The 24,845-nt window shown below is 67.2% G+C and carries 23 protein-coding genes and 1 riboswitch; of the genes, 17 read left to right on the top strand and 6 right to left on the bottom strand.

Annotated elements, in window-relative coordinates:
* Positions 1–23 precede the first annotated feature (23 nt).
* A complete protein-coding gene (locus BLV15_RS10785; RefSeq protein WP_090227810.1) occupies positions 24–3,503 on the bottom strand; it encodes a hybrid sensor histidine kinase/response regulator in 3,480 nt (1,159 codons plus the stop codon).
* A gap of 281 nt (positions 3,504–3,784) precedes the next feature.
* Between BLV15_RS10785 and BLV15_RS10780 the strand changes: the two genes are divergently transcribed.
* From BLV15_RS10780 to BLV15_RS10755, 6 genes are all read left to right on the top strand, one after another.
* The gene (locus BLV15_RS10780) at positions 3,785–4,354 is read left to right on the top strand and encodes a GNAT family N-acetyltransferase (RefSeq protein WP_090227807.1); all 570 of its coding nucleotides are present in this window, start codon (positions 3,785–3,787) and stop codon (positions 4,352–4,354) included.
* Position 4,355: 1 nt separating this feature from the next.
* Entirely contained in the window at positions 4,356–5,189 is an 834-nt protein-coding gene (locus tag BLV15_RS10775; protein ID WP_090227804.1) for an AraC family transcriptional regulator, read from the top strand.
* Positions 5,190–5,326: 137 nt separating this feature from the next.
* On the top strand, positions 5,327–5,968 hold the full coding sequence (locus BLV15_RS10770; RefSeq protein ID WP_090227801.1) for an alanyl-tRNA editing protein: 642 nt from the start codon (positions 5,327–5,329) through the stop codon (positions 5,966–5,968).
* Positions 5,969–6,363: 395 nt separating this feature from the next.
* Complete coding sequence (locus BLV15_RS10765; protein ID WP_090227799.1) at positions 6,364–7,077, top strand: AzlC family ABC transporter permease; 714 nt, start codon at positions 6,364–6,366, stop codon at positions 7,075–7,077.
* On the top strand, positions 7,074–7,403 hold the full coding sequence (locus BLV15_RS10760; protein ID WP_090227797.1) for an AzlD domain-containing protein: 330 nt from the start codon (positions 7,074–7,076) through the stop codon (positions 7,401–7,403). Before BLV15_RS10765 ends, BLV15_RS10760 begins: the two co-directional genes overlap by 4 nt.
* Before the next feature lie 88 nt (positions 7,404–7,491).
* Entirely contained in the window at positions 7,492–9,363 is a 1,872-nt protein-coding gene (locus BLV15_RS10755) for an MFS transporter (protein WP_090227794.1), read from the top strand.
* 489 nt (positions 9,364–9,852) lie between these two features.
* Here the strand turns inward: BLV15_RS10755 and BLV15_RS10750 are convergent, their stop codons facing one another.
* From BLV15_RS10750 to BLV15_RS10735, 4 genes are all read right to left on the bottom strand, one after another.
* A complete protein-coding gene (locus BLV15_RS10750) occupies positions 9,853–10,347 on the bottom strand; it encodes a SprT family zinc-dependent metalloprotease (RefSeq protein WP_090227791.1) in 495 nt (164 codons plus the stop codon).
* A gap of 43 nt (positions 10,348–10,390) precedes the next feature.
* Positions 10,391–11,053, bottom strand: coding sequence for a Yip1 family protein (locus BLV15_RS10745; RefSeq protein WP_090227788.1), 663 nt, complete (start codon positions 11,051–11,053; stop codon positions 10,391–10,393).
* 168 nt (positions 11,054–11,221) lie between these two features.
* Positions 11,222–11,821 carry a Yip1 family protein gene (locus BLV15_RS10740; RefSeq protein WP_090227786.1) on the bottom strand — a complete coding sequence of 200 codons (600 nt, stop codon included), beginning with the start codon at positions 11,819–11,821 and terminating at the stop codon, positions 11,222–11,224.
* 155 nt (positions 11,822–11,976) lie between these two features.
* Positions 11,977–12,570 carry a DNA-J related domain-containing protein gene (locus BLV15_RS10735; RefSeq protein WP_090227784.1) on the bottom strand — a complete coding sequence of 198 codons (594 nt, stop codon included), beginning with the start codon at positions 12,568–12,570 and terminating at the stop codon, positions 11,977–11,979.
* Positions 12,571–12,691: 121 nt separating this feature from the next.
* Between BLV15_RS10735 and ttcA the strand changes: the two genes are divergently transcribed.
* The 5 genes from ttcA to BLV15_RS10710 all read left to right on the top strand — a co-directional run bounded on the left by ttcA (position 12,692) and on the right by BLV15_RS10710 (position 16,264).
* Complete coding sequence (ttcA, locus tag BLV15_RS10730; RefSeq protein WP_090229042.1) at positions 12,692–13,516, top strand: tRNA 2-thiocytidine(32) synthetase TtcA; 825 nt, start codon at positions 12,692–12,694, stop codon at positions 13,514–13,516.
* Between the two features lie 22 nt (positions 13,517–13,538).
* Positions 13,539–14,030 (top strand): hypothetical protein, encoded by a 492-nt coding sequence (locus BLV15_RS10725; RefSeq protein WP_090227781.1) that lies wholly within the window; start codon positions 13,539–13,541, stop codon positions 14,028–14,030.
* A 14-nt stretch (positions 14,031–14,044) separates the two neighbouring features.
* Complete coding sequence (locus BLV15_RS10720; RefSeq protein WP_090227778.1) at positions 14,045–14,716, top strand: DNA-3-methyladenine glycosylase I; 672 nt, start codon at positions 14,045–14,047, stop codon at positions 14,714–14,716.
* Positions 14,717–14,996: 280 nt separating this feature from the next.
* Positions 14,997–15,659: a C40 family peptidase gene (locus tag BLV15_RS10715; RefSeq protein WP_090227776.1), complete on the top strand. Its 663-nt coding sequence runs from the start codon at positions 14,997–14,999 to the stop codon at positions 15,657–15,659.
* Positions 15,660–15,736: 77 nt separating this feature from the next.
* Positions 15,737–16,264, top strand: coding sequence for a C40 family peptidase (locus BLV15_RS10710; protein ID WP_090227773.1), 528 nt, complete (start codon positions 15,737–15,739; stop codon positions 16,262–16,264).
* Between the two features lie 26 nt (positions 16,265–16,290).
* On the opposite strand, the gene BLV15_RS10705 is transcribed toward BLV15_RS10710, so the two are convergent.
* Positions 16,291–17,121, bottom strand: a complete 831-nt coding sequence (locus BLV15_RS10705; RefSeq protein WP_090227771.1) for a metallophosphoesterase family protein — start codon at positions 17,119–17,121, stop codon at positions 16,291–16,293.
* 163 nt (positions 17,122–17,284) lie between these two features.
* Positions 17,285–17,515, top strand: a riboswitch (cobalamin riboswitch).
* A 110-nt stretch (positions 17,516–17,625) separates the two neighbouring features.
* On the opposite strand from BLV15_RS10705, the gene btuB reads away from it, so the two are divergent.
* From btuB to BLV15_RS10675, 6 genes are all read left to right on the top strand, one after another.
* Positions 17,626–19,455: a TonB-dependent vitamin B12 receptor gene (gene btuB, locus BLV15_RS10700; protein WP_245728170.1), complete on the top strand. Its 1,830-nt coding sequence runs from the start codon at positions 17,626–17,628 to the stop codon at positions 19,453–19,455.
* Positions 19,456–19,524: 69 nt separating this feature from the next.
* Positions 19,525–20,823 (top strand): cobyrinic acid a,c-diamide synthase CobB, encoded by a 1,299-nt coding sequence (locus BLV15_RS10695; RefSeq protein WP_090227766.1) that lies wholly within the window; start codon positions 19,525–19,527, stop codon positions 20,821–20,823.
* Positions 20,820–21,470 (top strand): 5,6-dimethylbenzimidazole synthase, encoded by a 651-nt coding sequence (bluB, locus tag BLV15_RS10690; RefSeq protein WP_090227763.1) that lies wholly within the window; start codon positions 20,820–20,822, stop codon positions 21,468–21,470. Before BLV15_RS10695 ends, bluB begins: the two co-directional genes overlap by 4 nt.
* A complete protein-coding gene (gene cbiB / locus BLV15_RS10685; RefSeq protein ID WP_090227760.1) occupies positions 21,467–22,378 on the top strand; it encodes an adenosylcobinamide-phosphate synthase CbiB in 912 nt (303 codons plus the stop codon). Before bluB ends, cbiB begins: the two co-directional genes overlap by 4 nt.
* On the top strand, positions 22,371–23,363 hold the full coding sequence (gene cobD, locus BLV15_RS10680; RefSeq protein WP_090227757.1) for a threonine-phosphate decarboxylase CobD: 993 nt from the start codon (positions 22,371–22,373) through the stop codon (positions 23,361–23,363). Before cbiB ends, cobD begins: the two co-directional genes overlap by 8 nt.
* Positions 23,360–24,820 (top strand): cobyric acid synthase, encoded by a 1,461-nt coding sequence (locus BLV15_RS10675; protein WP_090227754.1) that lies wholly within the window; start codon positions 23,360–23,362, stop codon positions 24,818–24,820. The genes cobD and BLV15_RS10675 overlap by 4 nt, the downstream gene beginning before the upstream one ends.
* Positions 24,821–24,845 lie beyond the last annotated feature (25 nt).

Raw genomic sequence — 24,845 nt, 5'->3', positions numbered from 1 at the left:
GCCCCTGATGGGCACGGGATCGTTCAGCGCAGCGTCAGATGACGGCTGAGCAGGGCGCGCAGGGCGGCCGGCTTGACCGGTTTGGCGAGGTAGTCCAGGCCCACCGCGTGAATGTCGGCGACCAGCTCGGGCCGCGCATCCGCACTGATCACCACACCGGGAATCGGCTCGCCCAAACGGGTACGCAGCCAGGCCACCAGTTCCGTACCGGTTTCGCCTTCGTCCAGGTGATAGTCCACCAGCGCCAGTTGCGGACGCACGTCCTCCGCCAGCAGATGCTCGCACTCCAGCCGGTTGCGCGCGGTCCAGACCTGGCAACCCCAGCGCGACAGCAGGCTGTGCATGCCGACCAGGATGCTGTCCTCGTTGTCGATGCACAGCACCTGGGTGCCATTCAGGCCGTTACCGCTGCCATTGACGTCGGCTTGCGCGGCGATCTGCGGCTGTGGCGACTTGGCCAGTGGCACGCTGACGCTGAACACGCTGCCCTTGCCGACCCATGAGCGCACTTCCAGCCGATGACCGAGCACCCGGCAGAGGCCGTCGGCGATCGCCAGGCCGAGGCCGAGGCCTTTCTCGGCGCGGGTCTGGTGGCTGTCGAGGCGCTTGAACTCCTCGAAGATGACCTTGCGCTTGTCTTCCGGAATGCCCGGTCCGCGGTCCCACACCTCCAGGCGCAGCTGGCCGCGGCTGTGGCGCACGCCGAGCAGCACCGGCCCCTTGGCGTAGCGGAAGGCGTTGGTGAGGAAGTTCTGCAGTACGCGGCGCAGCAGCTTCATGTCGCTTTCAACCCGCAGCCGGCTGCCGTGCACGCGGAAGTCCACGCCCTGTTCCTGGGCCAGCGCCTTGAATTCGGCGCCGAGGGTGTCGAACAGCGCGCTCAGCGGGAAGGCGCTGCGATCCGGGGTGATGCGGCCGTTTTCCAGACGCGAGATGTCCAGCAGGTCGGTGATCAGGTCTTCGGCGGAGCGCAGCGAACTGTCCAGGTGGCGGACCAGTTGCTGGGCGTCCGCGGGCAGCGCGTTGTCCTGGTGACCGAGCGCGGCGGAGAACAGCCGGGCGGCGTTCAGCGGCTGCATCAGGTCGTGGCTCACCGCGGCGAGGAAGCGCGTCTTCGACTGGTTCGCTGCCTCGGCGTGGGCCTTGGCCTCGGACAGCGCCAGGTTCAGCTGCGACAGCTCGTGGGTGCGTTCGGCGACGCGTTGCTCGAGGCCTTCGTTGGCCTCCTTGAGCGCGTGCTCGGCCTCGCGGAACGCGGTGATGTCGGTGAAGCTCATGACGAAGCCGCCGCCCTGCATCGGGTTGCCGATCAACTCGATCACCCGGCCGTTGGGGAAGGTCCGCTCGGAGGTGTGCGCGGTGCCCTGGCGCATCCAGTAGAGGCGCTTGGCGACGTGCTCGTCCGCATCGCCGGGGCCGCAGAGGCCGCGCTCGGCGTTGTAGCGGATGATGTCGGAAATCGGCCGGCCGACGTAGATCAGCCCCTCCGGATAGCCGAACAGCTCCAGGTAACGGTGGTTCCAGGCGACCAGCCGCAGCGACTGGTCGACCACGCTGATGCCCTGGGTGATGTTCTCGATCGCGCCCTGCAGCAGCGCGCGGTTGAACTGCAGCACTTCGGAGGCTTCGTCGACGATGCGCACCACATCGTCCACCTGCATGTCGCGGCCTTCGATCGCCGCCTTCACCACCGCTCGGGTGGATGAGGCGCCCAGCACCGCCGCGAGCAGGCGTTCGGTGTGGGCGATCCAGTCGCCATTGGCGGCCTGGTTCGGGTTGAATTCCTTGCCCTGGCGGTAGGAGAAGCGCGCGAAGCTCTCCTGCGCACGCTCCTCGCCGACGAAACGTTCGGCGAGCACCAGAAGGTCGCGCACCTGCACGGCCAGCAGCGGCCGGTTGCCCGGCCGCACGGTGATTTCCTGACCGACGAAACGGCTCGCCTGCCAGTGCTCGGACACTCGCGTGCGCGACAGCAGCGAGACCCAGGCGAACAGGGTGAAGTTGACCACCAGCGAGAGCAGGGTGCCGCGGGTCAGCGGGTCGACCTCGATGCCGATCGGGAAATACAGCAACTGGCGCAGACCGGGGAAGACTTCCAGCGGCCAGCCGAGGCTGCGCGCCACCAGCGGCAGCACCAGGCTGTAGAACCAGATCGCCGCGCCGGCGGCGAGGCCGGCGAACACGCCACGGCGGTTGGCCTGTTTCCAGAACAGCGCGCCGGCCATCGCCGGGGCGAGCTGGCCGACGGCGGCGAAGGAGATCTGCCCGATGGTCGCCAGGCTGGCGCTCGAGCCGAGCAGGCGATAGCTGACATAGGCCAGCAGCAGGATCAGCACGATGCTCACCCGGCGTACCGACAGCATCCACTGGCGGAACAGCTCGAAGGGGCGCTCTGCGGTTTTCTTGCGCAGCAGCCAGGGCAGCAGGATGTCGTTGGAGAGCATCGTCGAGAGCGCCACCGACTCGACGATGACCATCCCGGTGGCCGCCGAGGCGCCGCCGATGAACGCCAGCAACGCCAGGCTGGGATGCGCCTCGGCGAGCGGCAGGCTGATGACGAAGGAGTCCGGTGTTACGCCGGGGAGCAGCAGCATCTGCCCGGCCAGGGCGATGGGAATGACGAACAGCGATGCCAGCACCAGATAGAGCGGAAACACCCAACGCGCCAGGCGCATGTCCTGCGGCTCGGTGTTCTCCACCACGGTGACGTGGAACTGCCGCGGCAGGCAGACGATGGCGATCATCGCCATGCCGGTCTGCACCAGGATCGCCGGCCAGTTCACCGGCTCCGCCCAGAACTCGGCGAGCTGCGGCGCGGCGCGGGTCTTCGCCAGCAGGTCGTCGAAGCCGTCGTGCAGGCTGTAGGTGACGAAGGCGCCGACAGCGATGAACGCCAGCAGCTTGACCAGCGACTCGAAGGCGATGGCCAGGACCATCCCGCGGTGGTGCTCGGTGGCATCGAGGTTGCGCGTGCCGAAGAGGATGGTGAACAGCGCCAGCACCAGCGACACGATCAGCGCGGTGTCCTGGGCGCGGGTTCCGGTGGAGTCGGCGCCGGCGCCGATCAGCAGGTTGACGCCGATGACGATGCCCTTGAGCTGCAGCGCTATATAGGGCAGCACGCCGACCATGCAGATCAGCGCCACCACCACCGCCAGCGACTGCGATTTGCCATAGCGCGCGGCGATGAAGTCGGCGATCGAGGTGATGTTCTCCTGCTTGCTGATCATCACCATCTTCTGCAGCACCCAGGGCGCGAAGATCATCAGCAGCAGCGGCCCGAGGTAGATCGGCAGGAACGCCCAGAGCTGTTCGGCCGCCTGGCCGACCGCGCCGAAGAAGGTCCAGCTGGTGCAGTAAACAGCCAGCGACAGGCTGTAGACCCAGGCGCGGGTGCGCGGCGACAGGGGGCGGCGGCGCCGGTCGCCGTAGAAGGCGATGGCGAACAGGAAAGCCATGTAGACGAAGGCGACCGTAGCGATCGACCCGCTGGACAACGACATGCGAACTCCAAAACGGCAGGGCGGACACAGCCGACGACGGCTGTTGCGCGAAGGGAACGCCCGAAGGCGTTTCGCGGGGTTGGATTTTCGCAGCAAAAGCGCCCTGTCGTCAGGCGGCTGCTACCAATGTCGCAGAGGTCCTTGAGCGGTATCCGGCTGGCTGGTAGCGTGGCCTGGATCGCTTGGGAGCACTGTCCAACAGGCAATGTGCGCCGTTGTCGCATGTTTCAAAGCGGCGAGTCTGTCGAGTTTTACCCGCGTCACTGGCAAGGAGGACGCAGATGTTCAAGCCGCAACCGGTCACCCTGCAGCGAGGCGCCCTGCGCCTGGAGCCGCTGAGCGAGGCCGACATCCCCGAACTGGTGACACTGGCCGAAGCGAACCGCGACGAGCTGGTCTACCTGAACGGCCCGTTGCGTCCCGACTGGTATCGCCAGGCGCTGGCCGAGCAGCGCGAGGAAAAGGCCGTGGTGTTCGCCATCCGCATGGGCGACGCGCTGATCGGCACCACCCGTTTCGCCGATTTCATGCCGGTACTGCCGGCCGTGGAAATCGGCTGGACCTGGCTCGAGCGTGGCCAGTACGGCAGCGGCCTGAACGCGTCGATCAAGTACCTGATGCTGCGCCACGCCTTCGAGGAGTGGCAGGTGGTGCGTCTGCAACTGAAAACTGCGGCCAGCAACCTGCGCTCGCAGCGCGCCATCGAGAAACTCGGCGCCCAGCGCGAGGGGCGGCTGCGCAACCATCGGCGACTGGCCGATGGGCGCCTCGACGACACCGTGCTGTACAGCATCACCGACCGCGAATGGCCGGCGATCAAGCTGCAGCTGGAGGCGCAGTTCAGCGGCTGAAATGGACGCCTCGATCCACTCCGAAAACGCGCGTCTCTGGCATCCCGCCAGCCTCGATGGGCTGGAACTGCTCTCGGCACGCTTCGTCGACCACCGCTTCGCTCCACATGTCCACGATGGCTACGTGATCGCGGTGCTCGAGGCGGGTGCCGAGCGCTACCGCTATCGCGGCGAGGAGCATCTGGTCAGCGCGGGCGGCCTGGCGCTGCTCAATCCGGACGAGGTCCACACCGGCCACAAGGGCCATGACGACGGCTGGCGCTACCGGGTGTTCTACCCGCCCGCCGAGCTGTTCCAGTCGCTGCTCGGCGAGCTGGACCTGCCATCGCGGAGCGCGCCGCGTTTCGCCGGCAGCGTGCACCGCGACGCCGACCTGGTGGCGCGCCTGCTCGATCTCCATCGCCACCTCGAGAGCGGTGCCAGTGCGCTGCAGCAGCAGACGGCATGGCGCGAGACCATGCTCGCGCTCCTGCAACGCCACGCCGGGCTCGGGTCGGCTCGCGCGCCGGGGCTGGAGCCGCTCGCCGTGGGCCTTGCCAAGGAGATGTTGCGCGCGCAGCTTGCCGAGCCGCCGTCGCTGGAGGTGCTCGCCGCGGCGGTGAACCTGTCGCCGTTCCACTTTGCGCGGGTGTTCCGTCGCGCTACCGGAATGCCGCCGTACGCCTGGCTCAAACAGCTGCGCCTGGACCAGGCACGCAGCCTGTTCAGGCTGGGCCTGGCGCCGGCGGCGGTCGCCGTGCAGCTGGGGTTTTCCGACCAGAGCCATCTCAACCGCCAGTTCAAGCAGGCCTACGGCGTGACGCCCGGCGAATACCGCCAGGCCTGCGCGCGGTAGGCAACCTCTCCGCAGCGTCCGGCCTGAACGTCTGGCTGCACAGCGCATCCAGGCTCCGCGCGCGGCGCAAGATCGTTCAAGACTGCCCGGGCGGGGAGCGCCTAATCTGCCGTCCTGTCTCGTTTTCGGGAGGGGCCATGGCCACCGACAAGCTGTTCTGGAAAGACGCCTACCGCAGCCGGCTCGAGACGCGCGTGGTTGCCGTGGAGGATGACTGGGTGCGCCTCGCCGAAACGATCTTCTTCGCCTTCTCCGGCGGGCAGGAGAGCGACCACGGCAGCATCGCCGGGCGCCCGGTGCGGGAGGCGTGCAAGGAGGGCCTGGACATTCGCTATCGGCTCGATCCGGGGCACGGCCTGCTCGCCGGCGATGCCGTCGAGGTGCTGATCGACTGGCCGCGCCGCTACCGCCTGATGCGCCTGCACTTCGCCGCGGAAATGGTCCTGCAACTGGTCTACCGGAAGGTTCCCGGCATCCAGCGCATCGGCGCGCACATCGGCGAAGACAAGGCGCGCATCGATTTCGCCCTGGATACCAGCATCGCCAGCCTGTTCGAGGGCTTGCAGGCTGAGGTCGGGGAACTGGTACGTGCCGATCTGCCGATCCGCTGCGACTTCTCCGACGAAGCCGCGCAGCGGCGGTTCTGGCAGGTCGAGGGATTCGCCGAGATGGCCTGCGGCGGTACCCATCCGCGGCGCACCGGAGAGATCGGCGCGCTCAGGTTGAAGCGCCGCAACACCGGAAAGGGCAAGGAGCGCGTGGAAATCCACCTGGCCTGATGACGCTCTCACGGGGGCGTAGGGTGGGCTTCAGCCCACGCGATGGCGTGGACTGCGTCGGGCTTCAGCACGTAGGGTGGGTTAGCCGCGACGGGCGAAGGTCGGGGCAGGCGCGGAAGCCGGCGCGCGGCGTAACCCGCCAGGCGGGGTCATGCCGGACTCCGCCCGGTGGGTTACGCGGCTTTCGGCTTCGGGTTGTCAGGGACTATCGAGCGATGCCGCTAACCCACCCTACAGATTGATGCAGTGTTCGGACGTTTCGTACCACGCGAAGCGCTCCACCCCAAGGCCGGATATCGTCCTGGCGGATTGCCCCCCCACCCGAACTCATGCGCAAGATCGTTCAAGACGTCGGTGACACGCGCTCTTATCCTCCGCTGCCCAGAGGAGAACCCATGTCCCGTCGTCACGAATTCCTGCAGGCCCTGCGCGATATGACCCCGATGCTGCTCGGCGCGATGCCGTTCGGCATCATCTTCGGCAGCCTTGCCGGCGCCGCCGGGCTGACGCCCTGGCAAACCCTCGGCATGTCCGCGCTGGTGTTCGCCGGCTCGGCGCAGTTCATCGCCATCAGCCTGCTGACCAGCGGCGCGACCCTGGCCGTGGTGTTGCTCACCACGCTGGTGGTCAACCTGCGCCATGCCCTGTACAGCGCCAGCCTGCAGCCGTTCGTGCGCCATCTGCCCAAGCGCTGGCGGGTGCCGCTGGCGTTCTGGCTGACCGACGAAGCCTTCGCCGTGGTCCAGCACCGCTATGCCGAAACGGACGCCTCGCCGCACAAGCACTGGTATTTCCTCGGCGCCGAACTGGCGATGTACGTGAACTGGCTGCTGTGCACCTTCGCCGGCATGGTCTTCGGCCAGGCGGTGCCGAACATCGGTGCCTGGGGGCTGGACTTCGCCATGCTGGCGACCTTCATCGGCATCGTCGTGCCGATGTTGAAGAACCGCCCGCAACTGGCCGCCGCGCTGGTGGCGGCGGCGGTGGCGCTCGCTTGTCACGGGCTGCCGTACAAGCTCGGCCTGATGGCCGCGGCGCTGAGCGGTATCGTCGTCGGCGTGCTGCTGGAACGCCGCTGCGCAACGCCGGACGAGGAACTCTGCCAATGAACAACTGGTTGCTGATCCTCGGCATGCTGGCGATCACCTTCGCCACCCGCTATTGCCTGTTCGCCTTCCCGCATTTGCGCTTCCCGCCGCTGATCCGCCAGGGCCTGCATTACGTGCCGACGGCGGTGCTCACCGCCATCATCGTGCCGGGCATGCTGTTGCCGGATGGCCAGCACTGGGCGGTGCGCCTGGACAACGCCTATCTGCTGGCGGGGATCGCGGCCATCGCCCTGTCCGCACTGACGCGCAACCTGCTGGCGACCATCGGCGGCGGCCTGCTGGTGTTCTTCGTGTTGCGCGGGGCGCTCGGTCAGTTGCCGATCTAGCCGCTGTCGGTGCATTCGCCTAACCTCTGGGCCGCAACGGCATGCCCTCGACGACCAGGGCGTGCCAACCGGTTCAGGCGAGGGCTCAATGAAATCCAGATCGCAATTCGCGTTGCTCGGCACCCGGCGCTTCCTGCCGTTCTTCGTCACCCAGTTGCTCGGCGCGTTCAACGACAACGTCTTCAAGCAGTCGCTGATCCTCGCGATCCTCTACAAGCTCAGCCTGGCGGCCGACCCCGCGCTGCTGGTGAACATCTGCGCGCTGCTGTTCATCCTGCCGTTCTTCCTGTTCTCCGCCCTGGGCGGGCAGTTCGGCGAGAAGTTCGCCAAGGACGCGCTGATCCGCGCCATCAAGCTGGCGGAGATCGTCATCATGGCGATCGGCGCCGCCGGCTTCCTGCTCAACCTGTTGCCGCTGATGTTCCTTGCGCTGTTCGGCATGGGCGTCCACTCGGCGCTGTTCGGCCCGGTGAAGTATTCGATCCTGCCGCAGGCGCTGCGTGACGACGAACTGGTGGGTGGCAACGCGTTGGTGGAGATGGGCACCTTCCTGGCGATCCTCGGCGGCACCATCGGCGCCGGCGTGCTGATGTCCAGCGATGGCTACGCGCACTGGGTCGGCGCGGCGGTGGTGTCGGTCGCGGTGCTCGGCTACCTGAGCAGCCGCGGCATTCCGCGCGTGGCGGCGGCGCTGCCCGGCCTGGAGCTGGACTGGAACATCTTCCGCCAGTCCTGGCGCATCCTGCGCATGGGTCTCGGCCAGCGGCCCTCGGTGTCGCGCTCGCTGGTGGGCAACTCCTGGTTCTGGTTCCTCGGTGCGATCTACCTGACGCAGATCCCGACCTACGCCAAGAGCCTGCTGTTCGGCGACGAAGGCGTGGTGACGCTGATCCTCACCGTGTTCTCGGTGGGTATCGCGCTGGGCTCCGCGCTGTGCGAGAAGCTCTCCGGGCACAAGGTGGAAATCGGCCTGGTGCCGTTCGGCTCGTTTGGCCTGAGCCTGTTCGGCATCCTCCTGTGGTGGCATTCCGGCGGTTTTCCGCAGGCCGCCGAGCCGCACACCTGGCTGCAGGTGCTGGGCGTGCCGCAGGCCTGGCTGATCCTCGGCGACGTGCTCGGCCTGGGCGTGTTCGGCGGCTTCTACATCGTGCCGCTGTATGCGCTGATCCAGTCGCGCACCCGCGAGGACGAGCGCGCGCGGGTGATCGCCGCGAACAACATTCTCAACGCGCTGCTGATGGTTCTCTCGGCGATCGTCTCGATCCTCCTGTTGACCGTCGCCGGGTTGTCGATTCCGCAGCTGTTCCTCGTCGTCTCGCTGATGAACATCGCGGTCAACGCCTACATCTTCAAGATCGTGCCGGAGTTCGGCATGCGCTTCCTGATCTGGCTGCTCGGCCACTCGGTGTACCGCGTCGAGCACCGTGGCCTGGAGCGCATCCCGGAGGAGGGCGCGGCGCTGCTGGTGTGCAACCACGTGTCCTACGTCGATGCGCTGCTCATCGGCGGCGCGGTACGGCGGCCGGTGCGCTTCGTCATGTACTACAAGATCTACCGCATGCCGGTGCTCAACTTCGTGTTCCGCACCGCCGGCACCGTGCCCATCGCCGGGCGCAGCGAGGACCTGCTGATCTACGACGCCGCATTCAAACGCATCGCCGAGTACCTGCGCAACGGCGAGCTGGTGTGCATCTTCCCCGAGGGCAAGCTGACCCTGGATGGCGAGATCGGCGAGTTCAAGGCCGGCGTGGAACGGGTGCTCGAAGAAAACCCGGTGCCGGTGATTCCGCTGGCGCTGCAAGGGCTGTGGGGCAGCTTCTTCAGCCGTGATCCGCAGAAGGGCATCTTCCGCCGGCTGTGGTCGCGGGTCGGACTGGTGGCGGGCGAACCGCTGGAGGCAGACGCCGGAAGGGCGGTGATGCGGGAGAGGGTGGTGGAGTTGAGGGGGGAGTTGAGGTGATGCGGCGCGCAGCGTCGAGGCTCGTTCTTGGCTTGCGAGCCTGTTTGGAGTTTGGGTTTCGCCCCTGACGGAGCGCCGATAGAAGCGTAGGGTGGATGACGCTCTTTTCATCCACCGTTACACCGCCGGTGGATCGATGAAGCGCGATCCACCCTACGACTGGCTGCGATCTTTCAGACGGCGCGGAATCCCCCTTTCAGGAGGCCGAGCATAGGCATTGCGCAGAGGGACGAGCGGCATGGATGCCGCGAGAGCTGCGCTGGGCCAGGGATGGCCCATCGCAGCGTGCCCCTGGAGCGGTGCCGGAGTGAGGGGAGTCTCGCGCAGCGAGACCCGGATGCAGGGGGCGCATTCTCTTGGGTTACTTTCTCTTGTGCGAGCAAGAGAAAGTGACTCGCCATAAGGGCGAAACCCAGACGTTCAGTTACCTACACACGCTGAGTACATACGGATTTCCAGGGCCTCATCCGAGCCCCTAAATCCACCCCCTCAACCCTCCCGCTTTTCCCCCGTAAAACTAAGCGTCCCCTTGCAACGCCGGCACACATACCTGCGCCCCTTGCCCACCAGTGCGTGACGCTGCGCCGAGAAGTCGAACTCCCCGTCCGCGCACTTGCAGCGATAAACGAAGCAGCTGCGTGGCCGGCGGGTGATCGCATAGCTGTGGCAGCGGTTCGGCGTAAGCTCGTAGACGCCCCGCATCACCAGTTGCCACTCCTCGCCATGCGCACGGATGTGCGGGCCGAAAACCTGGTGCGCGATCAGGTGGGCGACCTCGTGGGCGACGGTCTGGCGCAGAAAGTCCTCGCTGTTTTCCCGATACAGCTGAGGGTTGAAACGCAGCAGGTTCTCATCCAGATGGGCGACGCCTGCCTTCTGCCCACGCAGCTTCAGACTGACTTCGGGGCGCGGGAAACGGCGTTTGAAAAAGGCCTCGGCGAGCTGGTAACAGGCTTCGACGCGGGCGTTCAGCTGGTGGGGCATAAGGCACTCCTGGGGAGCGCCATTATGCCAGAGGAGGGAAGGATCAAAGCCCTTTGGGCACTTCGTTCGGACGTTCCTGGACGGTCGGATAGGCCTGGTCCGGCGCGGTACGTTCGTAGGTCGGCTGCAGCATCAGCATCCAGAACAGGATCATGCTGACCAGGGTGTGGACCAGCATCAGGATGCCGACGCCGAGCACCGAGGCGGAGAACAGCATGCCTTTCTCCCGCGGGATGCGCATGAACTTCGGCAGGCCGATGAACAGCAGGTAGGCCGAATACGCCGCAGCAATGGGCAGGACGATCACCGCCAGCCAACGGCTCGGATACAGCGCGGCGAGCCCGGCGAGGAACAGCGGCGTGACCATGTAGGCGACGAAGCCGATGCACTGGTTGAGCGTCGGACGGGCGTCGAAGGTGCGGGTCATCCAGCGCACGAAAGCGCCCATCAGGAACACGCCGAACAGCGACGACAGATAGAGCAGCACGCTCAATTGCAGGGCGCTGCTGCTGTCCAGGCGGACGGTCTCGTTTTCCACCAGGGTCCAGCCGGTGATGGTGGTGCCGACGAACAGGCAGATCGCCGGAATCAATGCGAGCAGGAACAGATGTCCCAGGTAATGCGAGCTGTTGGCCTGCTCTTCGTTGCGGATATCGACCCAGGCCCGGTCAGGATGGGTCATCAGCGATACGAAATGTGGAGTCATGGTGTTTCTCCTCAAACGTGTTGTTGTCCCCGTACCCAATGGGCCGGCTTAACCAGTAGACGTTTCGAGGAAAAGCAGGGTTCATCGATTGGCCGTTTTACCCGGCGAACGGTATCGGCAGACGCGAAAGCCGCCCGTAGGCGGCTTGATAGGTGAGGATGAGACCTCTCAGTTGGTGTAGACAGGCCCCACGCCGATGCTCCAGAAGATCACCGACAGCGCGATCATCGCCACCAGCAGGACGAGCCCCACCGCGAGCACCGAACTGGAGAACAGGAAACCCTCGTCGCGCGAGATGCCCATGAAGGTCGGCAGACCGACGTAGAGCAGGTACGCCGTGTAGCAGACCGCCACCGTGCCGACCGCCATCGCCAGCCAGAGGTTCGGATAGAGCGCGGCGAGCCCGCCGATGAACAGCGGTGTGGCGGTGTAGGCGGCGAACACCACGCACTGGGCGAGCGTCGGGCTCGCCGCGTAGGTACGCGACATCCAGTGAATGAAGGCGCCCATCACCGCGACCCCGGCGAGCATCGCCAGGTAGGACATCACGGTCATCTGCGCCGCGCTGGCCTCGGTCAGACGAACCGCAGGCTCGCCACCGTGACTCCAGCCGAACTGGCTGGTGCCTATATAGGCGGACACGGCGGGAATGGCGGCGAGTAACAGAACGTGGGTGAGGTACATGTGGCTGACGGATTCCTCCTCGCCACGGATTTCTTGCCATTCGCGATCGGGATGGGCGAAAAGCCCCCATACGTGGTTGATCATGCCTGCATCTCCTCTTGTTATGGCGATCGCCACGGGAGTCGGCCAATGGAGCGGTCGAAGCGACTGAGGTCGATTCGGGTGCGATCGTATGTCGCAGTATAGGAGGCGCTGCAGCCCGCGCCTGCTGCGGGTTAGAGCGAATCCGCCTGTAACGCTCAGCGGTAATAGCGAGTCAGAATTTCCATCGCCAGGTTGATCGATTGCAGGCGCTGCGTGCTGCCGCCGCGATCCGGGTGGTGCAGGCTCACCAACTGCCGATAGCGCTGGCGGATCAGGGCGAGGTCCAGCGGCGCATCCCGGTCCAGCTCGAACAGCTCCAGCGCCGCGCGCTTCTCCTCGCCGCCGTGCAGGCGCGTCCAGAAACTGGCGAGCAGTGCCTCCACGTCGCTTTCCCCGGCCTGCCGCAACTGGTCGAGGTCCAGATAGTAGTCACGCAGCGAATCGTGCACGGCCAGCGCCTCCTCGCCGGCACGGTAGGGCAGCAACTGGATATGCAGCGCGCCGATCGCCAGGTGTGCGGATTTCTCCTGCCATAGCCGGTCGCGCAGGCGGTAGAGCGCGTTGAACAGCAGGAAGTGAGTGCGGAACAGGACCAGCCGGTCGGTGAGCGGGAGGTGCGGGATGTGCGTGCAGTGGCGCTGCCTGAGCACCTGGATCAGCTGGTATTCGCCGCAGCCGTCCGGCATTTCGCCAAGCAGCAGGCGCAGGTGCTCGGCAAGGTCCAGCGCGGGGTCGAGTTCGGTGAGCATGCGCCGAGCTTAGCATTGGCCAGGCGCGTCGCTCTCTCGCCGGATATCCGGGTGGAGTAGGGCGGCGGCGGGTTTTGCGCTTAAAATGCGCGCCTTTCGCAACTTGCCGGACGTTTTCGCCATGGGCACCCTCTCGGTCAATCAGAACAAACTGCAGAAACGCCTGCGTCGCCAGGCCGGCGAAGCCATCGCCGACTTCAACATGATCGAGGACGGCGACAAGGTCATGGTCTGCCTGTCGGGCGGCAAGGACAGCTACACCATGCTCGACATCCTGCTTTATCTGCAGAAGGTGGCGCCGATCCGTTTCGAGATCGTCGCGGTGAACATGGACCAGAAGCAGCCGGGTTTCCCCGAGCACGTGTTGCCCGCCTACCTGGAGTCGATCGGCGTCGAGTACCACATCGTCGAGAAGGACACCTACTCGGTGGTGAAGGAGAAGATTCCCGAGGGCAAGACCACCTGCTCGCTGTGCTCGCGCCTGCGTCGCGGCACGCTGTACACCTTCGCCGACGAGATCGGCGCGACCAAGATGGCCCTCGGGCACCACCGCGACGATATCCTCGAGACCTTCTTCCTCAACATGTTCTACGGCGGCACGCTCAAGGCCATGCCGCCCAAGCTGCGCGCCGATGATGGCCGCAACGTGGTGATCCGCCCGCTGGCCTACTGCAGCGAGAAGGACATCGAGGCGTACTCGGTGCTCAAGGAATTTCCGATCATCCCGTGCAACCTGTGCGGCTCCCAGGAAAACCTGCAGCGCCAGGTGGTCAAGGACATGCTGCACGAGTGGGAGCGCAAGTCGCCGGGGCGCACCGAAATCATGTTCCGCGCCTTGCAGAACGTGGTGCCCTCGCAACTGGCCGATCGCAACCTGTTCGACTTCACCAACCTGCGCATCGACGAGAGCGCCACGCCGCGCTTCCTCGATGTGATGAACCTGTAACGACTGTCCATGAGGAAAGAGCATGCGCGCTGTGCTGGTGGTGCTGGGATGCCTGTTGCTGGCTGCCTGCGGCGGTTCCGCTGAAGAGGGACACCTGACCCTGAAGCTCGACGGCAAGCCGATGGCCTTCAACCAACGGCTGAAAGCGCAGATGGGCGGCGACCGGGAACATCTGGTGATCGGCGGCCATCTCCCCGACTCCCCGGACAGCTACGACATCGAGCTGTGGAGCCTGGGCAAGCGCATCGAGCCGGGCACCTATTCGCTACCCGCCGCCAAGCTGATCAGCCGCTACGCGATCCAGTCCAAGGGCGACAAGAGCCGCGGCACGACGATCTGGTCGGCATTCCGCCGGGACGAGGATCGCCTCAGCCTGACCATCGAATCGATCGACGACTGGGGCGTGAAGGGCCGTTTCAGCGGGCGCCTCCAGCTGCTCGGCGGCGACGGCACCGCGTTCATGGACGTCAGCGACGGCAGCTTCGCCGCTCCCTACGAGATGCAAAATCGCTAAGCCGATGATTTCCGATGCGTGATTACAAATGGCTGCACGAGTACTGCCTGAACCGTTTCGGTTCGGCCAAGGCACTGGAGGCGCGCTTGCCGCAGCCGTTGAGCGCTGCCCAGTTGCGCGCCCTCGGCGATGACCGCTACCTGTCGACGATCAGCCTGCGAGTCTTTCGCGCCGGGCTCAAGCACAGCCTGGTGGACGCCAAGTGGCCGGCCTTCGAGCAGGTGTTCTTCGGCTTCGACCCGGAAAAGGTGGTGCTGATGGGCGCCGAGCACCTCGAGCGACTGATGCAGGACGCTCGGCTGATCCGCCACCTGGGCAAGCTCAAGAGCGTGCCGCGCAACGCGCAGATGATCCTCGACGTGGCACGGGAAAAAGGCTCGTTCGGCGCGCTGATCGCCGATTGGCCGGAAAGCGATATCGTCGGCCTGTGGACCTACCTGAAGAAGCACGGCAACCAGCTTGGCGGGCTGTCGGCGCCGCGTTTCCTGCGGATGATCGGCAAGGACACCTTCATCCCCACGGACGACATGGTCGCCGCCCTGAAGGCCCAGGACGTGATCGACAAGGCGCCGACCAGCCAAAAGGACCTCGCCGCGGTGCAGGCCGCATTCAATGCCTGGCACGAAGAGAGCGGTCGGCCGTTGTGTCAGCTGTCGGTGATGCTGGCGCACACCGCCAATCACTGATCGCCGGGACAGATTGCCGCACCGTTCGTCGCCCCAAAAAACGTGATTCCACCAGCGAACGATTTAGCGTCACAAAAATGGCGCATGTCGCCAGCCCCATCACGGCGGCGTTGCATCACATCTCGACGAAAACTGACGCTTCGCGGGCGACGGGAAGGTTCAGGCGCGGTTAGATGTTTCGTCGAAACTCTGACGTCACATTTGGTTCCATAAAATTTGCAAATGGGTTGTTCAGAAGGCATAGTCCGGCCGTCTTCAACTTTCCGACACGGCCGTGCCCATGCTTAAGCGCTTCGCACCCCTCGTGCCTTTGGCTCTGTTACTCGTAGTCACCGGTTGCGCCACCACCTCTTCAACTTCGCTGCAAACCGAGTCGAACCAGTCCCTGCCGGTTCACAGCCGCAGCTCCACCGCTGCCGAATCCATTTTCGCCAACGTCGATGTCGACGCTGACGAAACCAGCGACGAGGTTGCCGAGCAACCCGCGCACTTCAGCTCTGACAAGTCCTACAAGCTGCCCGACCTTGCCGATAGCATCCTCGAGCGCGGCTTCCAACTGGTCGGCACGCCTTACCGCTTCGGTGGCCTGAGCGAAAAAACCGGCTTCGATTGCAGCGGCTTCGTTGGCTTCCTGTTCCGCGAAGAGGCGGGCATTCAACTGCCGCGCTCGACCCGCGAGCTGATCAACCTGGACGCGCCGCTGGTGGCGCGCAACGACCTCAAGCCGGGCGACATCATCCTCTTCAACAACCGTGGCCGTGGCCGCGTGTCCCACGCCGGTATCTACATCGGCGACGACCAGTTCATCCATTCCTCCAGCCGCCGCAGCGGTGGAGTTCGGGTCGACAGCCTGGACGATCGCTACTGGCGTTCCAGCTTCATGGAAGGCAAGCGCGTACTGGTCGCCCAGACTTCCCTGGCGAAGAGCAGCTACCGCCCCTGATCCCTTGCGTGGCCCGGGCTTGCGTCCGGGCCGGGCTGTCGGCAGAGTAGCCGCACTCAGGATAAGGATCGCCCGTCATGGCCTGTCCGGCTCGTCTCTCGCTCATACTCATCGCCGCTCTACTGGGTGCCTGCGCCAGCAGCCCGCCGCCCTCGGCTCCCCAGCCGGTATTCGTCGATCCCACCGCACAGTTCTCGCCCTCGTCGGATGACGTGCTGTTCCGCGCGCTCGGCCTCGTCGGCACGCCTTATCGCTACGGTGGCAATACGCCGGACAGCGGTTTCGACTGCAGCGGACTGATCGGCTTCGTCTATCGCGACGCCGCCGGCATCAAGCTGCCGCGCTCCACCGGAGAACTGGTCAACCTGCGCGCGCCCAGCGTGTCACGCGCTGCCTTGCAGCCGGGCGATCTGCTGTTCTTCGCCACCAGTGGCGGACGCACCGTCAGCCATGCCGGCATCTACGTGGGCGAGGGGCGCTTCGTGCATGCGCCGTCCAGCGGCGGCACGGTTCGCCTGGACAAGCTGGCCGATGCCTACTGGCAGCGCAGCTACCTGAGCGCCAAGCGTGTGCTCGACGGCGATCACCTCGCACGCAACCCCTGAAGCAACCCTCTACTCCGTGCCCGTGCTCACGCCTGCCGTGCGGCGCCGGGCACCGGCCATTCCAGTTCGAAATGCGAGCCCAGCACGAACCGGCCGTCAAGCCAGTCCCAGCGCTCCACGCACGCCTGTTTGCTGCCCGGCTTGCCCACACGCAGCCTGTTGAAGGAGTTCGGCGAGGTCCCGCGCACCCGTGACGAGAGCGTGGTGCCGGCCTGCACCATCCAGATCTCTCGCGACAGCTGCGGATACTGCTTGCTCAGCGGGAGCACGTAGGGCAGGTGGATGTGCCCGCCCAGCACGAGATCGAGCCCGGCCTCCGCCCAGCGGCTGAGTGCGTGGGAGGCGCCGTGCTGGAGGTTGCTCAAGTCGCTGCTGACCATCGCGCCGAACGGCTGGTGCGCCACTACCATGCGCAACTTGCCGGGCGCCGAGGTGCGCAGGTGCTGGCAGACCCGGCGCACCTGCTCCGCGGTCACCAGGCCGTCCTTGTGGCGACGCGGCGCGGTGGTGTTGAGCCCGATCACCAGCAGTTCGTCGTTCTCGAACACCGGTTCCAGCTCCCTGCCGAAATGTCGCCGGTAATTGGCGTACGGCCTTAAGAAACGTTCGACGACGTTGTACAGCGGGATGTCGTGGTTGCCGGGGATCACCAGCGTGTCGGGAATACCGTGGCGCTCCAGGCGCTGGACGAAGGCCTGCGCGGCGGCGAACTGCTCCGGGCGGGCGCGCTGGGTGATGTCGCCGGAAAGAATCAGCAGGTCGGCGCCGTGTTCGCGCACGTGGTCTTCTAGCGCGGCCACCACCTCCGGCCGCTCGGTGCCGAAGTGGGTGTCGGAGATTTGTAGGATCGTCGTCATGGGCGAAACAGTACCTGCCTTGGCCTCGTTCGGGGGACGTAACAGAGGTTTCGATAGGTTCGCTGCGGAAAAAGTCCCTGCCGAAGCGAAATCCCGGTCGCCGAACATGCCGGTCAGGTGCTCCCGGATGCCGACGATTGACGCGTTCCTGCCCAGCCTCTACCCTTCGCGGCTTGCTTCAGGTGCCCCTCCGATCGACGTCGGCGGGGTGAAACAGGGAAGCCGGTGCGTCCTGCCTCGAACCCCGAGAAGGACCATTCCGGCGCTGCCCCCGCAACGGTAGGCGAGTCGTGCGACCGCGTTAACCACTGTGCTCTGCATGGGAAGGTGCGTTCGCCGGAACCCGAAGGTTCCTCTCGCAAGCCCGGAGACCGGCCTGTCGCAGTTCACGGCATCGCGGAGGGCGTTGCTGGGCGTATCTGCCGTTGTCCTGGCCGCTGCGTCGCTGCTCTCCGCCGCCTTTCCCTGCTTATGTCGTGCGGGTGGCACGGCGGAGACCATTCCTTGAAACGCAAGCCTTTCCTCAGGCCCGCGGCATTTTCGCTGCTGGGCTTTTCCTCGCTTTCCCTGGCCGTAGCGGCCGAACAGCCCCTGTTGCTCGACGAACAGGTCAGCACCGCCACGCGCACCTCGCAGGATGGCATCGCGGCGACCACGGTGATCGACCGCGAGCAGATCGAGCGCAGCCAGGCCACCTCGGTGCCCGAACTGCTGCGTCGCGTGCCCGGCGTCAGCCTGGTGAACAATGGCGGCCCCGGCAAGAGCACCTCGGTCAGCCTGCGCGGCAGCAACTCCAACCATGTGCTGGTGCTGATCGATGGCGTCCGCGTCGGTTCGGCGACCACCGGTGATGTCGCCTTCCAGAACCTGCCGGTCGAGCTGATCGAGCGCATCGAGGTGGTTCGCGGCCCGCGTTCGGGGCTGTATGGTTCGGACGCCATCGGCGGGGTGATCCAGATCTTCACCCGCAAGGGCAATGCGAACGGCGGCGCCAAGCCGTTCCTTTCCGCCGGCTACGGGACCCACGACAGCTACAGCGGCAGCGCCGGCGTTTCCGGTGGCGATCGCGACGGCTGGTACAACCTGGGCGTCAGCAGCAACGCCACCGACGGCATCAGCGCGCGCTCCGCCACGGCCGGCTACGAGCCCGACGCCGACGGTTACCGTGAACTGGCCGGTACCTTCAGCGGTGGCTATCGCTTCGCCAACGGCCTGGAGCTGGACGGCAACCTGCTGCAGTCGAACTCGCACAACGACTACGATTCCGGCACCCGCGCCAACGCCGACGGCGTGCAGAAGGTCGCCGGCGCCCGCGCCCGCTATCGTCCCCTGGAGCCGTGGCTGATGACCCTGCAGGCCGGCCGCAGCGAGGACAAGAACGACACCTACTCCGGCTCCACCTTCAATACCCGCATCGACACCCGTCGCGACAGCTTCAGCTGGCAGAACGACTTCAGCGTCGCCAGCGGCCAACTGCTCACGCTCGGCTACGACCACCTGCACGACGAGGTGAACGGCACCACCGCGTTCCGCGAGGATTCGCGCGACAACGACGGGCTGTTCGGCCAGTACCTGGCCAGCTTCGGGCGCAACGAGTGGCAGCTCAGCCTGCGCCGCGACCGCAACGAGCAGTTCGGCAACCACACCACCGGCAACCTCGGCTGGGCGTTCGCGCTGAGCGATGCGCTGCGCTTCACCAGCAGCTACGGCACCGCGTTCAAGGCGCCGACCTTCAACCAGTTCTATCACCCGGTGAACGGCAATCCGGACCTCGAGGCGGAGAAATCGCGCAACCTCGAATTCGGCCTGGAAGGGCAGCACGCCTGGGGCACCTGGTCGGTGAACGCCTTCTACGACGAGATCGACAACCTCATCGCCTACTTCAACGCCGGCAGCGGGCTGCGCGCCTACAACATCGACGAAGCGGTGATCCGCGGCGTCGAACTCAGCCTGGCCGGCGACTGGCTCGGCTGGGACTGGTCGACCAACGCCACCTTCCAGGACCCGCAGAACCGTTCCGACCGCGCCAATCAGGGCGACCTGCTGCCGCGCCGCGCCGAGCAACTGTTCAACCTGGATTTGGATCGCCGCTTCGGTCGCTTCGGCGCCGGCGCATCGCTGCATGCCGAGGGGCGTCGCTGGGACAACGCGGCCAACACCACCGACCTGCACGGCTTCGCCACCGTCGATCTGCGCGGCGAATACTGGCTGAACCCGGAGTGGCGCTTGCAGGCGAAGGTCACCAACCTGCTCGGCGCCGAGTACGAGACGGCCGCCACCTACAACCAGCCGGGCCAGGCGGTGTACCTCGCGGTGCGCTACCAGGCGCTCTAGGACGATGATGAGCGGCTATCGCGATCCCGCCCCGACGCCCCGCACGCCCTCGACGTGGAGTCCCCGGCCGTGAGCGAAACCCGCGCCTGTCCCACCCTGCTGATCGCCGCGCCCGCCTCCGGGCAGGGCAAGACCACCGTCACCGCCGCCCTGGCGCGCCTGCATGCGCGTCAGGGGCGACGCGTGCGGGTGTTCAAGTGCGGCCCGGATTTCCTCGATCCGATGATCCTCGAGCGGGCCAGTGGCCAGCCGGTCTACCAGTTGGACCTGTGGATGGTCGGCGAGGCGGAGTGCCGCCGGCAGCTGTGGCAGGCCGCGCAGGAAGCCGACCTGATCCTCGTCGAGGGCGTGATGGGCTTGTTCGACGGTACGCCGTCCGCCGCCGACCTGGCGCGCACCTTCGGCCTTCCGGTGCTGGCGGTGATCGATGCCGCGGCGATGGCGCAGACCTTCGCCGCCGTCGCCCACGGCCTGGCCACCTTCCAGGCCGACCTGCCGTTCTCCGGCGTGCTCGCCAACCGCGTCGGCAGCGCGCGTCACGCCGAGCTGCTGCGCGCCAGCCTGCCGGCCACGCAGCGCTGGTACGGCGGCCTGCCGCGCGCCGCCGGCTTCGAGCTGCCCTGCCGCCACCTGGGGCTGGTGCAGGCGGAGGAACTGCTCGATCTGGATCAGCGCCTGGACAGCGCCGCCGATGCCCTGGCGGCGAGCGCCGACACCGCGCTGCCGGCCGCCGTGAGCTTCGCCGCGCCGCAGGAGGAGGGCGATGTCGAGCCGCTGCTGCGCGGCGTGCGGATCGGCGTGGCGCGGGATGCGGCCTTCGCCTTCGTCTATGCGGCCAACCTCGACCTGCTGCGCCGCCTCGGCGCCGAGCTGTGCTTCTTCTCGCCGCTGGATGACGAGACCCTGCCGGCGGTGGACAGCCTCTACCTGCCCGGCGGCTACCCCGAGCTGCACCTGGCGCGGCTGGCGGGCAACCGGCCGATGCGCGCGGCGATCCGGGCGCATCACGCCGCGGGCAAGCCGATCCTCGCCGAATGCGGCGGCATGCTCTACCTGCTCGACGGGCTCAGCGACAGGCACGGCCAGCGCGGCGAAATGCTCGGCCTGCTGCCTGGCGAAGCGCGTCTGCAGCCGCGCCTGGCCGCGCTCGCGCTGCAGGCGGTGGACCTGCCGGAAGGCCGCGTGCGCGGGCATACCTACCACCATTCGACGCTGGACTGCGCGCTGCAGCCGCTGGCTCGTGGCGCGTGCCCGAACGGCCGTGGCGCCGCCGAGGCGGTGTATCGCCAGGGCCGACTGACGGCTTCCTACATCCACTTCTACATGCCGTCCAACCCGCGTGCGGCGGCGGCCTGGTTCCTGCCATGAACGAATGGGCCTACAGCGCCGAGGAGCGCGCGGCGATCTACCGGGCCATCGCCGAGCGCCGCGACATGCGGCACTTCAGCGGCGGCGAAATCGCCCCGGAACTGCTGACCCGGCTGTTGCAGGCCGCGCACCAGGCGCCCAGTGTCGGCCTCATGCAGCCCTGGCGCTTCCTGCGCATCACCCGTCCGGCGCTGCGCGAGGCCATCGCCGGGCTGGTGGAGGAGGAGCGCCTGCTCACCGCCGATGCCCTCGGCGAGCGGCGCGACGACTTCCTCCGGCTCAAGGTGGAAGGCGTGCGCGACTGCGCCGAGCTGCTGGTCGCCGCCCTGAAGGACGGCCGCGAGGCGCACGTCTTCGGCCGCCGCACGCTGCCGGAAATGGACCTCGCCTCGCTGTCCTGCGCCATCCAGAACCTCTGGCTGGCGGCCCGCGCGGAAGGGCTCGGCATGGGCTGGGTGTCGCTGTTCGATCCGCAGCGCCTGGCCGACCTGCTCGGCATGCCGGCCGGCGCCAAGCCGGTGGCGATCCTCTGCCTTGGGCCGGTGCCGGCCTTCTACCCGGAGCCGATGCTGGTCGGCGAAGGCTGGACCCAGGCGCAGCCGCTGGAGGCCATGCTGTTCGGCAACCAGTGGGGCGAGAGGCCATGATCGGCGTGGCCCTGGGCGCCTGCGCCGGCGTCGCGCTGGACGCGCTGTTCGGCGAGCCGAAGCGCTGGCATCCGCTGGTGGGCTTCGGTCGCCTGGCCGACGCCATCGAGACGCGGCTGAACCGAGTGAACGGCGGCGCGCGGCTGAACGGCGTGCTCGGCTGGTGCCTGGCGGTGCTGCCGCTGACGCTGCTGGCCTGGGCGCTGGGCCGTTTGCCGTACCTCGGTTGGCTCGTCGAGGCGCTGCTGCTGTACCTCGCCATCGGCCTGCGCAGCCTGGACGAACACGCCCAGCCGGTGGCCGATGCGCTGGAGCGCGGTGACCTGGACGAGGCGCGGCGGCGGGTCGGCTACATCGTCAGCCGCGAACCCTCGGCACTGGACGAAAACGGCGTAGCCCTGGCCGCCACCGAGTCGGTGCTGGAAAACGGCAGCGACGCGGTGTTCGCCGCGCTGTTCTGGTTCGCCGTGGCCGGTGCACCGGGCGTGGTGCTGTATCGCCTGAGCAACACGCTGGACGCCATGTGGGGCTACCGCAACGCGCGCTTCGAGCGCTTCGGCTGGGCCGCGGCGCGCCTCGATGACGTGTTGAATTACCTGCCCGCGCGGCTGGTCGCGCTGACCTACGCGCTCCTCGGCGAAACCCGCCGTGCGCTGCGCTGCTGGCGCCTGCAGGGGCCGCAGTGGAGCAGCCCGAATGCCGGCCCGGTAATGGCGGCGGGTGCCGGGGCGCTGGGCGTGGTGCTGGGCGGGCCGTCGATCTATCACGGCGAGATGCGCTATCGTCCGCCGCTGGGCGAGGGCGCCGTGGCGCGTGGCGAGGACATCCGCCGGGCGATGCGCCTGGTGCGCCGCGGCGTGGCGGCGTGGTTGCTGCTGCTGGTCATCGGGAGTTTGCTGAATGCTTAACCATGGAGGCGGCCTGCGCAAAGCCGCGGAGAAATACCGCATCGGCCTTGCCGACTGGCTCGACCTGTCCACCGGCATCGCGCCCTACGGCTGGTCGCTGCCGGAGGTTCCGATGGAGGCGTGGAACCGCCTGCCGGAGCGGGACGACGGCCTGGAGCAGGCCGCGCGGCAGTTCTACGACGTCGAGGCGCTGCTGCCGGTGGCCGGTTCGCAGGCGGCGATCCAGGCCCTGCCGAGGCTGCGTCGCTACTGCCAGGTGGGCATCGTCTCGCCCTGTTACGCCGAACACGCCGAGGCTTGGCGCCGCGAAGGCCATCGCCTGCTGGAGATCAGCGAGGCGGGCGTGCGGCGCAGCCTGGATCGCCTCGACGTGCTGGTGGTGGTCAACCCCAACAACCCCACCGGCCGGCGCATTCCCACCGAGCAGTTGCTGGAATGGCACGCCCGGCTGGTCGAGCGCGGCGGCTGGCTGGTGGTCGACGAAGCCTTCATGGACGCCACTCCCGACCACAGCCTGGCGGCGCACAGCCACCTGCCGGGGCTGATCGTGCTGCGTTCGTTCGGCAAGTTCTTTGGCATGGCCGGCCTGCGCCTGGGCTTCGTGCTGGCACAGCCGCAGCTGCTCGATCGCCTCGACGAAATCCTCGGCCCCTGGGCGGTGAGCGGCGCCGCGCGCAGCATCGCGCGCACGCTGCTGCTGGACGATGAAGGCCAGGCCGGTCAGCGCCGCCGCCTCGAAGCCGATGGCGCGCGGCTGCACGACCTGCTGGCCGGCCACGGCCTGAGCCCGACCGGTGGCTGCGCGCTGTTCCAGTGGTGGGTCAGCGAGCACGCCGCGCTGCTGCACGAATACCTGGCCTGCCACGGCATCCTGGTCCGGCTGTTCGCCGCGCCGTCGAGCCTGCGCTTCGGCCTGCCGCCGGACGAACCGGCCTGGGCTCGCCTGGAGTCGGCGCTGGAAGTCTTCGCCCGGAGCCGCGAATGAAAGCCAGCGTCACGCTGATGGTGCAGGGCACCACCTCGGATGCAGGCAAGAGCACCCTGGTGACCGCCCTGTGCCGCTGGCTGCAACGCCAGGGCGTGGCGGTGGCGCCGTTCAAGCCGCAGAACATGGCGCTGAACAGCGCGGTCAGCGCCGACGGCGGCGAGATCGGCCGGGCCCAGGCCGTGCAGGCGCAGGCCTGCAAATTGCCGCCGCACACCGACATGAACCCGGTGCTGCTCAAGCCCAACAGCGACATCGGCGCCCAGGTGATCATCCACGGCCACGCGGTCGGCAACATGAACGCGGTCGCCTATCACGCCTACAAACCCACCGCGATGCAGGCGGTGCTGGCCTCCCACGGGCGCCTGCGCGAGGCCTACCGGGTGGTGATGGTGGAGGGCGCCGGCTCGCCGGCCGAGATCAACCTGCGCCAGGGCGACATCGCCAACATGGGCTTCGCCGAGGCGGTGGACTGCCCGGTGATCCTCATCGCCGACATCGACAAGGGCGGTGTCTTCGCCCATCTGGTCGGCACCCTGGAACTGCTTTCAGAGAGCGAACGGGCGCGTGTCCGCGGTTTCGTCATCAACCGCTTCCGCGGCGACATCGCCCTGCTGCGCCCTGGCCTGGACTGGCTGGAGGCGCGCACCGGCAAGCCGGTGCTCGGCGTGCTGCCGTACCTGATGGACTTTCACCTCGAAGCCGAGGACGCGATAGACGCACGCCAGCCGGGCAAGCAGGGCGAGCGCCACCGGGTGCTGGTGCCGGTGCTGCCGCGCATCAGCAACCACACCGATTTCGACCCGCTGCGCCTGCACCCGCAGGTCGACCTGCGCTTCGTCGGCCCCGGCCAGCCGATTCCGCCGGCCGACCTGATCATCCTGCCCGGCTCCAAGAGCACCCGCCGCGACCTGGCGTTTCTGCGCGCCAACGGTTGGGACCTCGCCATCGCCCGGCACCTGCGCTACGGCGGCAAGCTGCTGGGCATCTGCGGCGGCCTGCAGATGCTCGGCCGGCGCATCGACGATCCGCTCGGCCTGGAAGGCGACGCCGGCGGCAGCGACGGGCTCGGCCTGCTCGACCTGCACACGCGCCTGGAGGCGGACAAGCAGCTGCGCCTGGTCAGCGGGCGCCTAAGCCTGGAAGGCGCCGCCGTCAGCGGCTACGAAATCCACGCCGGCGTCAGCAGCGGCAGTGCGCTGGACGAGGCGCTGGTGATCCTCGATGACGGTCGCCAGGACGGCGCGCGCAGCGCCGACGGCCAGGTCATCGGCACCTACCTGCACGGCCTGTTCGAGGCGCCCGAAGCCTGCGCCGCGCTGCTGCGCTGGGCCGGCGTACGTGAGGTCGAGCACAGCGATTACCGCGCCCTGCGCGAACGCGAGATCGAGCGCCTTGCCGATCTGGTCGAGGCGCACCTGGATACCGATCGCCTGAGGGCGCTATGCGAGCTTTGATGCGGCCGGCCGGTGTCTCCATTCG

It is taken from the genome of Pseudomonas kuykendallii (assembly GCF_900106975.1).
GTDB lineage: Bacteria > Pseudomonadota > Gammaproteobacteria > Pseudomonadales > Pseudomonadaceae > Pseudomonas_O > Pseudomonas_O kuykendallii.
The sequence above is the reverse complement of the archived record's forward strand: the minus strand, read 5'-3'. Positions and strand labels throughout refer to the sequence as shown.

Bases quoted from the DNA above. Each gene is read 5' to 3' on its own strand.
- BLV15_RS10745 (WP_090227788.1), bottom strand. From the start codon at position 11,053: ATGACTCCACATTTCGTATCGCTGATGACCCATCCTGACCGGGCCTGG.
- BLV15_RS10710 (WP_090227773.1), top strand. From the start codon at position 15,737: ATGGCCTGTCCGGCTCGTCTCTCGCTCATACTCATCGCCGCTCTACTG.
- BLV15_RS10740 (WP_090227786.1), bottom strand. From the start codon at position 11,821: ATGATCAACCACGTATGGGGGCTTTTCGCCCATCCCGATCGCGAATGG.
- BLV15_RS10715 (WP_090227776.1), top strand. From the start codon at position 14,997: ATGCTTAAGCGCTTCGCACCCCTCGTGCCTTTGGCTCTGTTACTCGTA.
- BLV15_RS10765 (WP_090227799.1), top strand. From the start codon at position 6,364: ATGTCCCGTCGTCACGAATTCCTGCAGGCCCTGCGCGATATGACCCCG.
- BLV15_RS10675 (WP_090227754.1), top strand. From the start codon at position 23,360: ATGAAAGCCAGCGTCACGCTGATGGTGCAGGGCACCACCTCGGATGCA.
- BLV15_RS10780 (WP_090227807.1), top strand. From the start codon at position 3,785: ATGTTCAAGCCGCAACCGGTCACCCTGCAGCGAGGCGCCCTGCGCCTG.
- cobD (WP_090227757.1), top strand. From the start codon at position 22,371: ATGCTTAACCATGGAGGCGGCCTGCGCAAAGCCGCGGAGAAATACCGC.
- ttcA (WP_090229042.1), top strand. From the start codon at position 12,692: ATGGGCACCCTCTCGGTCAATCAGAACAAACTGCAGAAACGCCTGCGT.
- BLV15_RS10735 (WP_090227784.1), bottom strand. From the start codon at position 12,570: ATGCTCACCGAACTCGACCCCGCGCTGGACCTTGCCGAGCACCTGCGC.
- BLV15_RS10755 (WP_090227794.1), top strand. From the start codon at position 7,492: ATGAAATCCAGATCGCAATTCGCGTTGCTCGGCACCCGGCGCTTCCTG.
- BLV15_RS10770 (WP_090227801.1), top strand. From the start codon at position 5,327: ATGGCCACCGACAAGCTGTTCTGGAAAGACGCCTACCGCAGCCGGCTC.
- bluB (WP_090227763.1), top strand. From the start codon at position 20,820: ATGAACGAATGGGCCTACAGCGCCGAGGAGCGCGCGGCGATCTACCGG.
- BLV15_RS10775 (WP_090227804.1), top strand. From the start codon at position 4,356: ATGGACGCCTCGATCCACTCCGAAAACGCGCGTCTCTGGCATCCCGCC.
- BLV15_RS10705 (WP_090227771.1), bottom strand. From the start codon at position 17,121: ATGACGACGATCCTACAAATCTCCGACACCCACTTCGGCACCGAGCGG.
- cbiB (WP_090227760.1), top strand. From the start codon at position 21,467: ATGATCGGCGTGGCCCTGGGCGCCTGCGCCGGCGTCGCGCTGGACGCG.
- BLV15_RS10760 (WP_090227797.1), top strand. From the start codon at position 7,074: ATGAACAACTGGTTGCTGATCCTCGGCATGCTGGCGATCACCTTCGCC.
- BLV15_RS10785 (WP_090227810.1), bottom strand. From the start codon at position 3,503: ATGTCGTTGTCCAGCGGGTCGATCGCTACGGTCGCCTTCGTCTACATG.
- BLV15_RS10725 (WP_090227781.1), top strand. From the start codon at position 13,539: ATGCGCGCTGTGCTGGTGGTGCTGGGATGCCTGTTGCTGGCTGCCTGC.
- BLV15_RS10750 (WP_090227791.1), bottom strand. From the start codon at position 10,347: ATGCCCCACCAGCTGAACGCCCGCGTCGAAGCCTGTTACCAGCTCGCC.
- BLV15_RS10720 (WP_090227778.1), top strand. From the start codon at position 14,045: ATGCGTGATTACAAATGGCTGCACGAGTACTGCCTGAACCGTTTCGGT.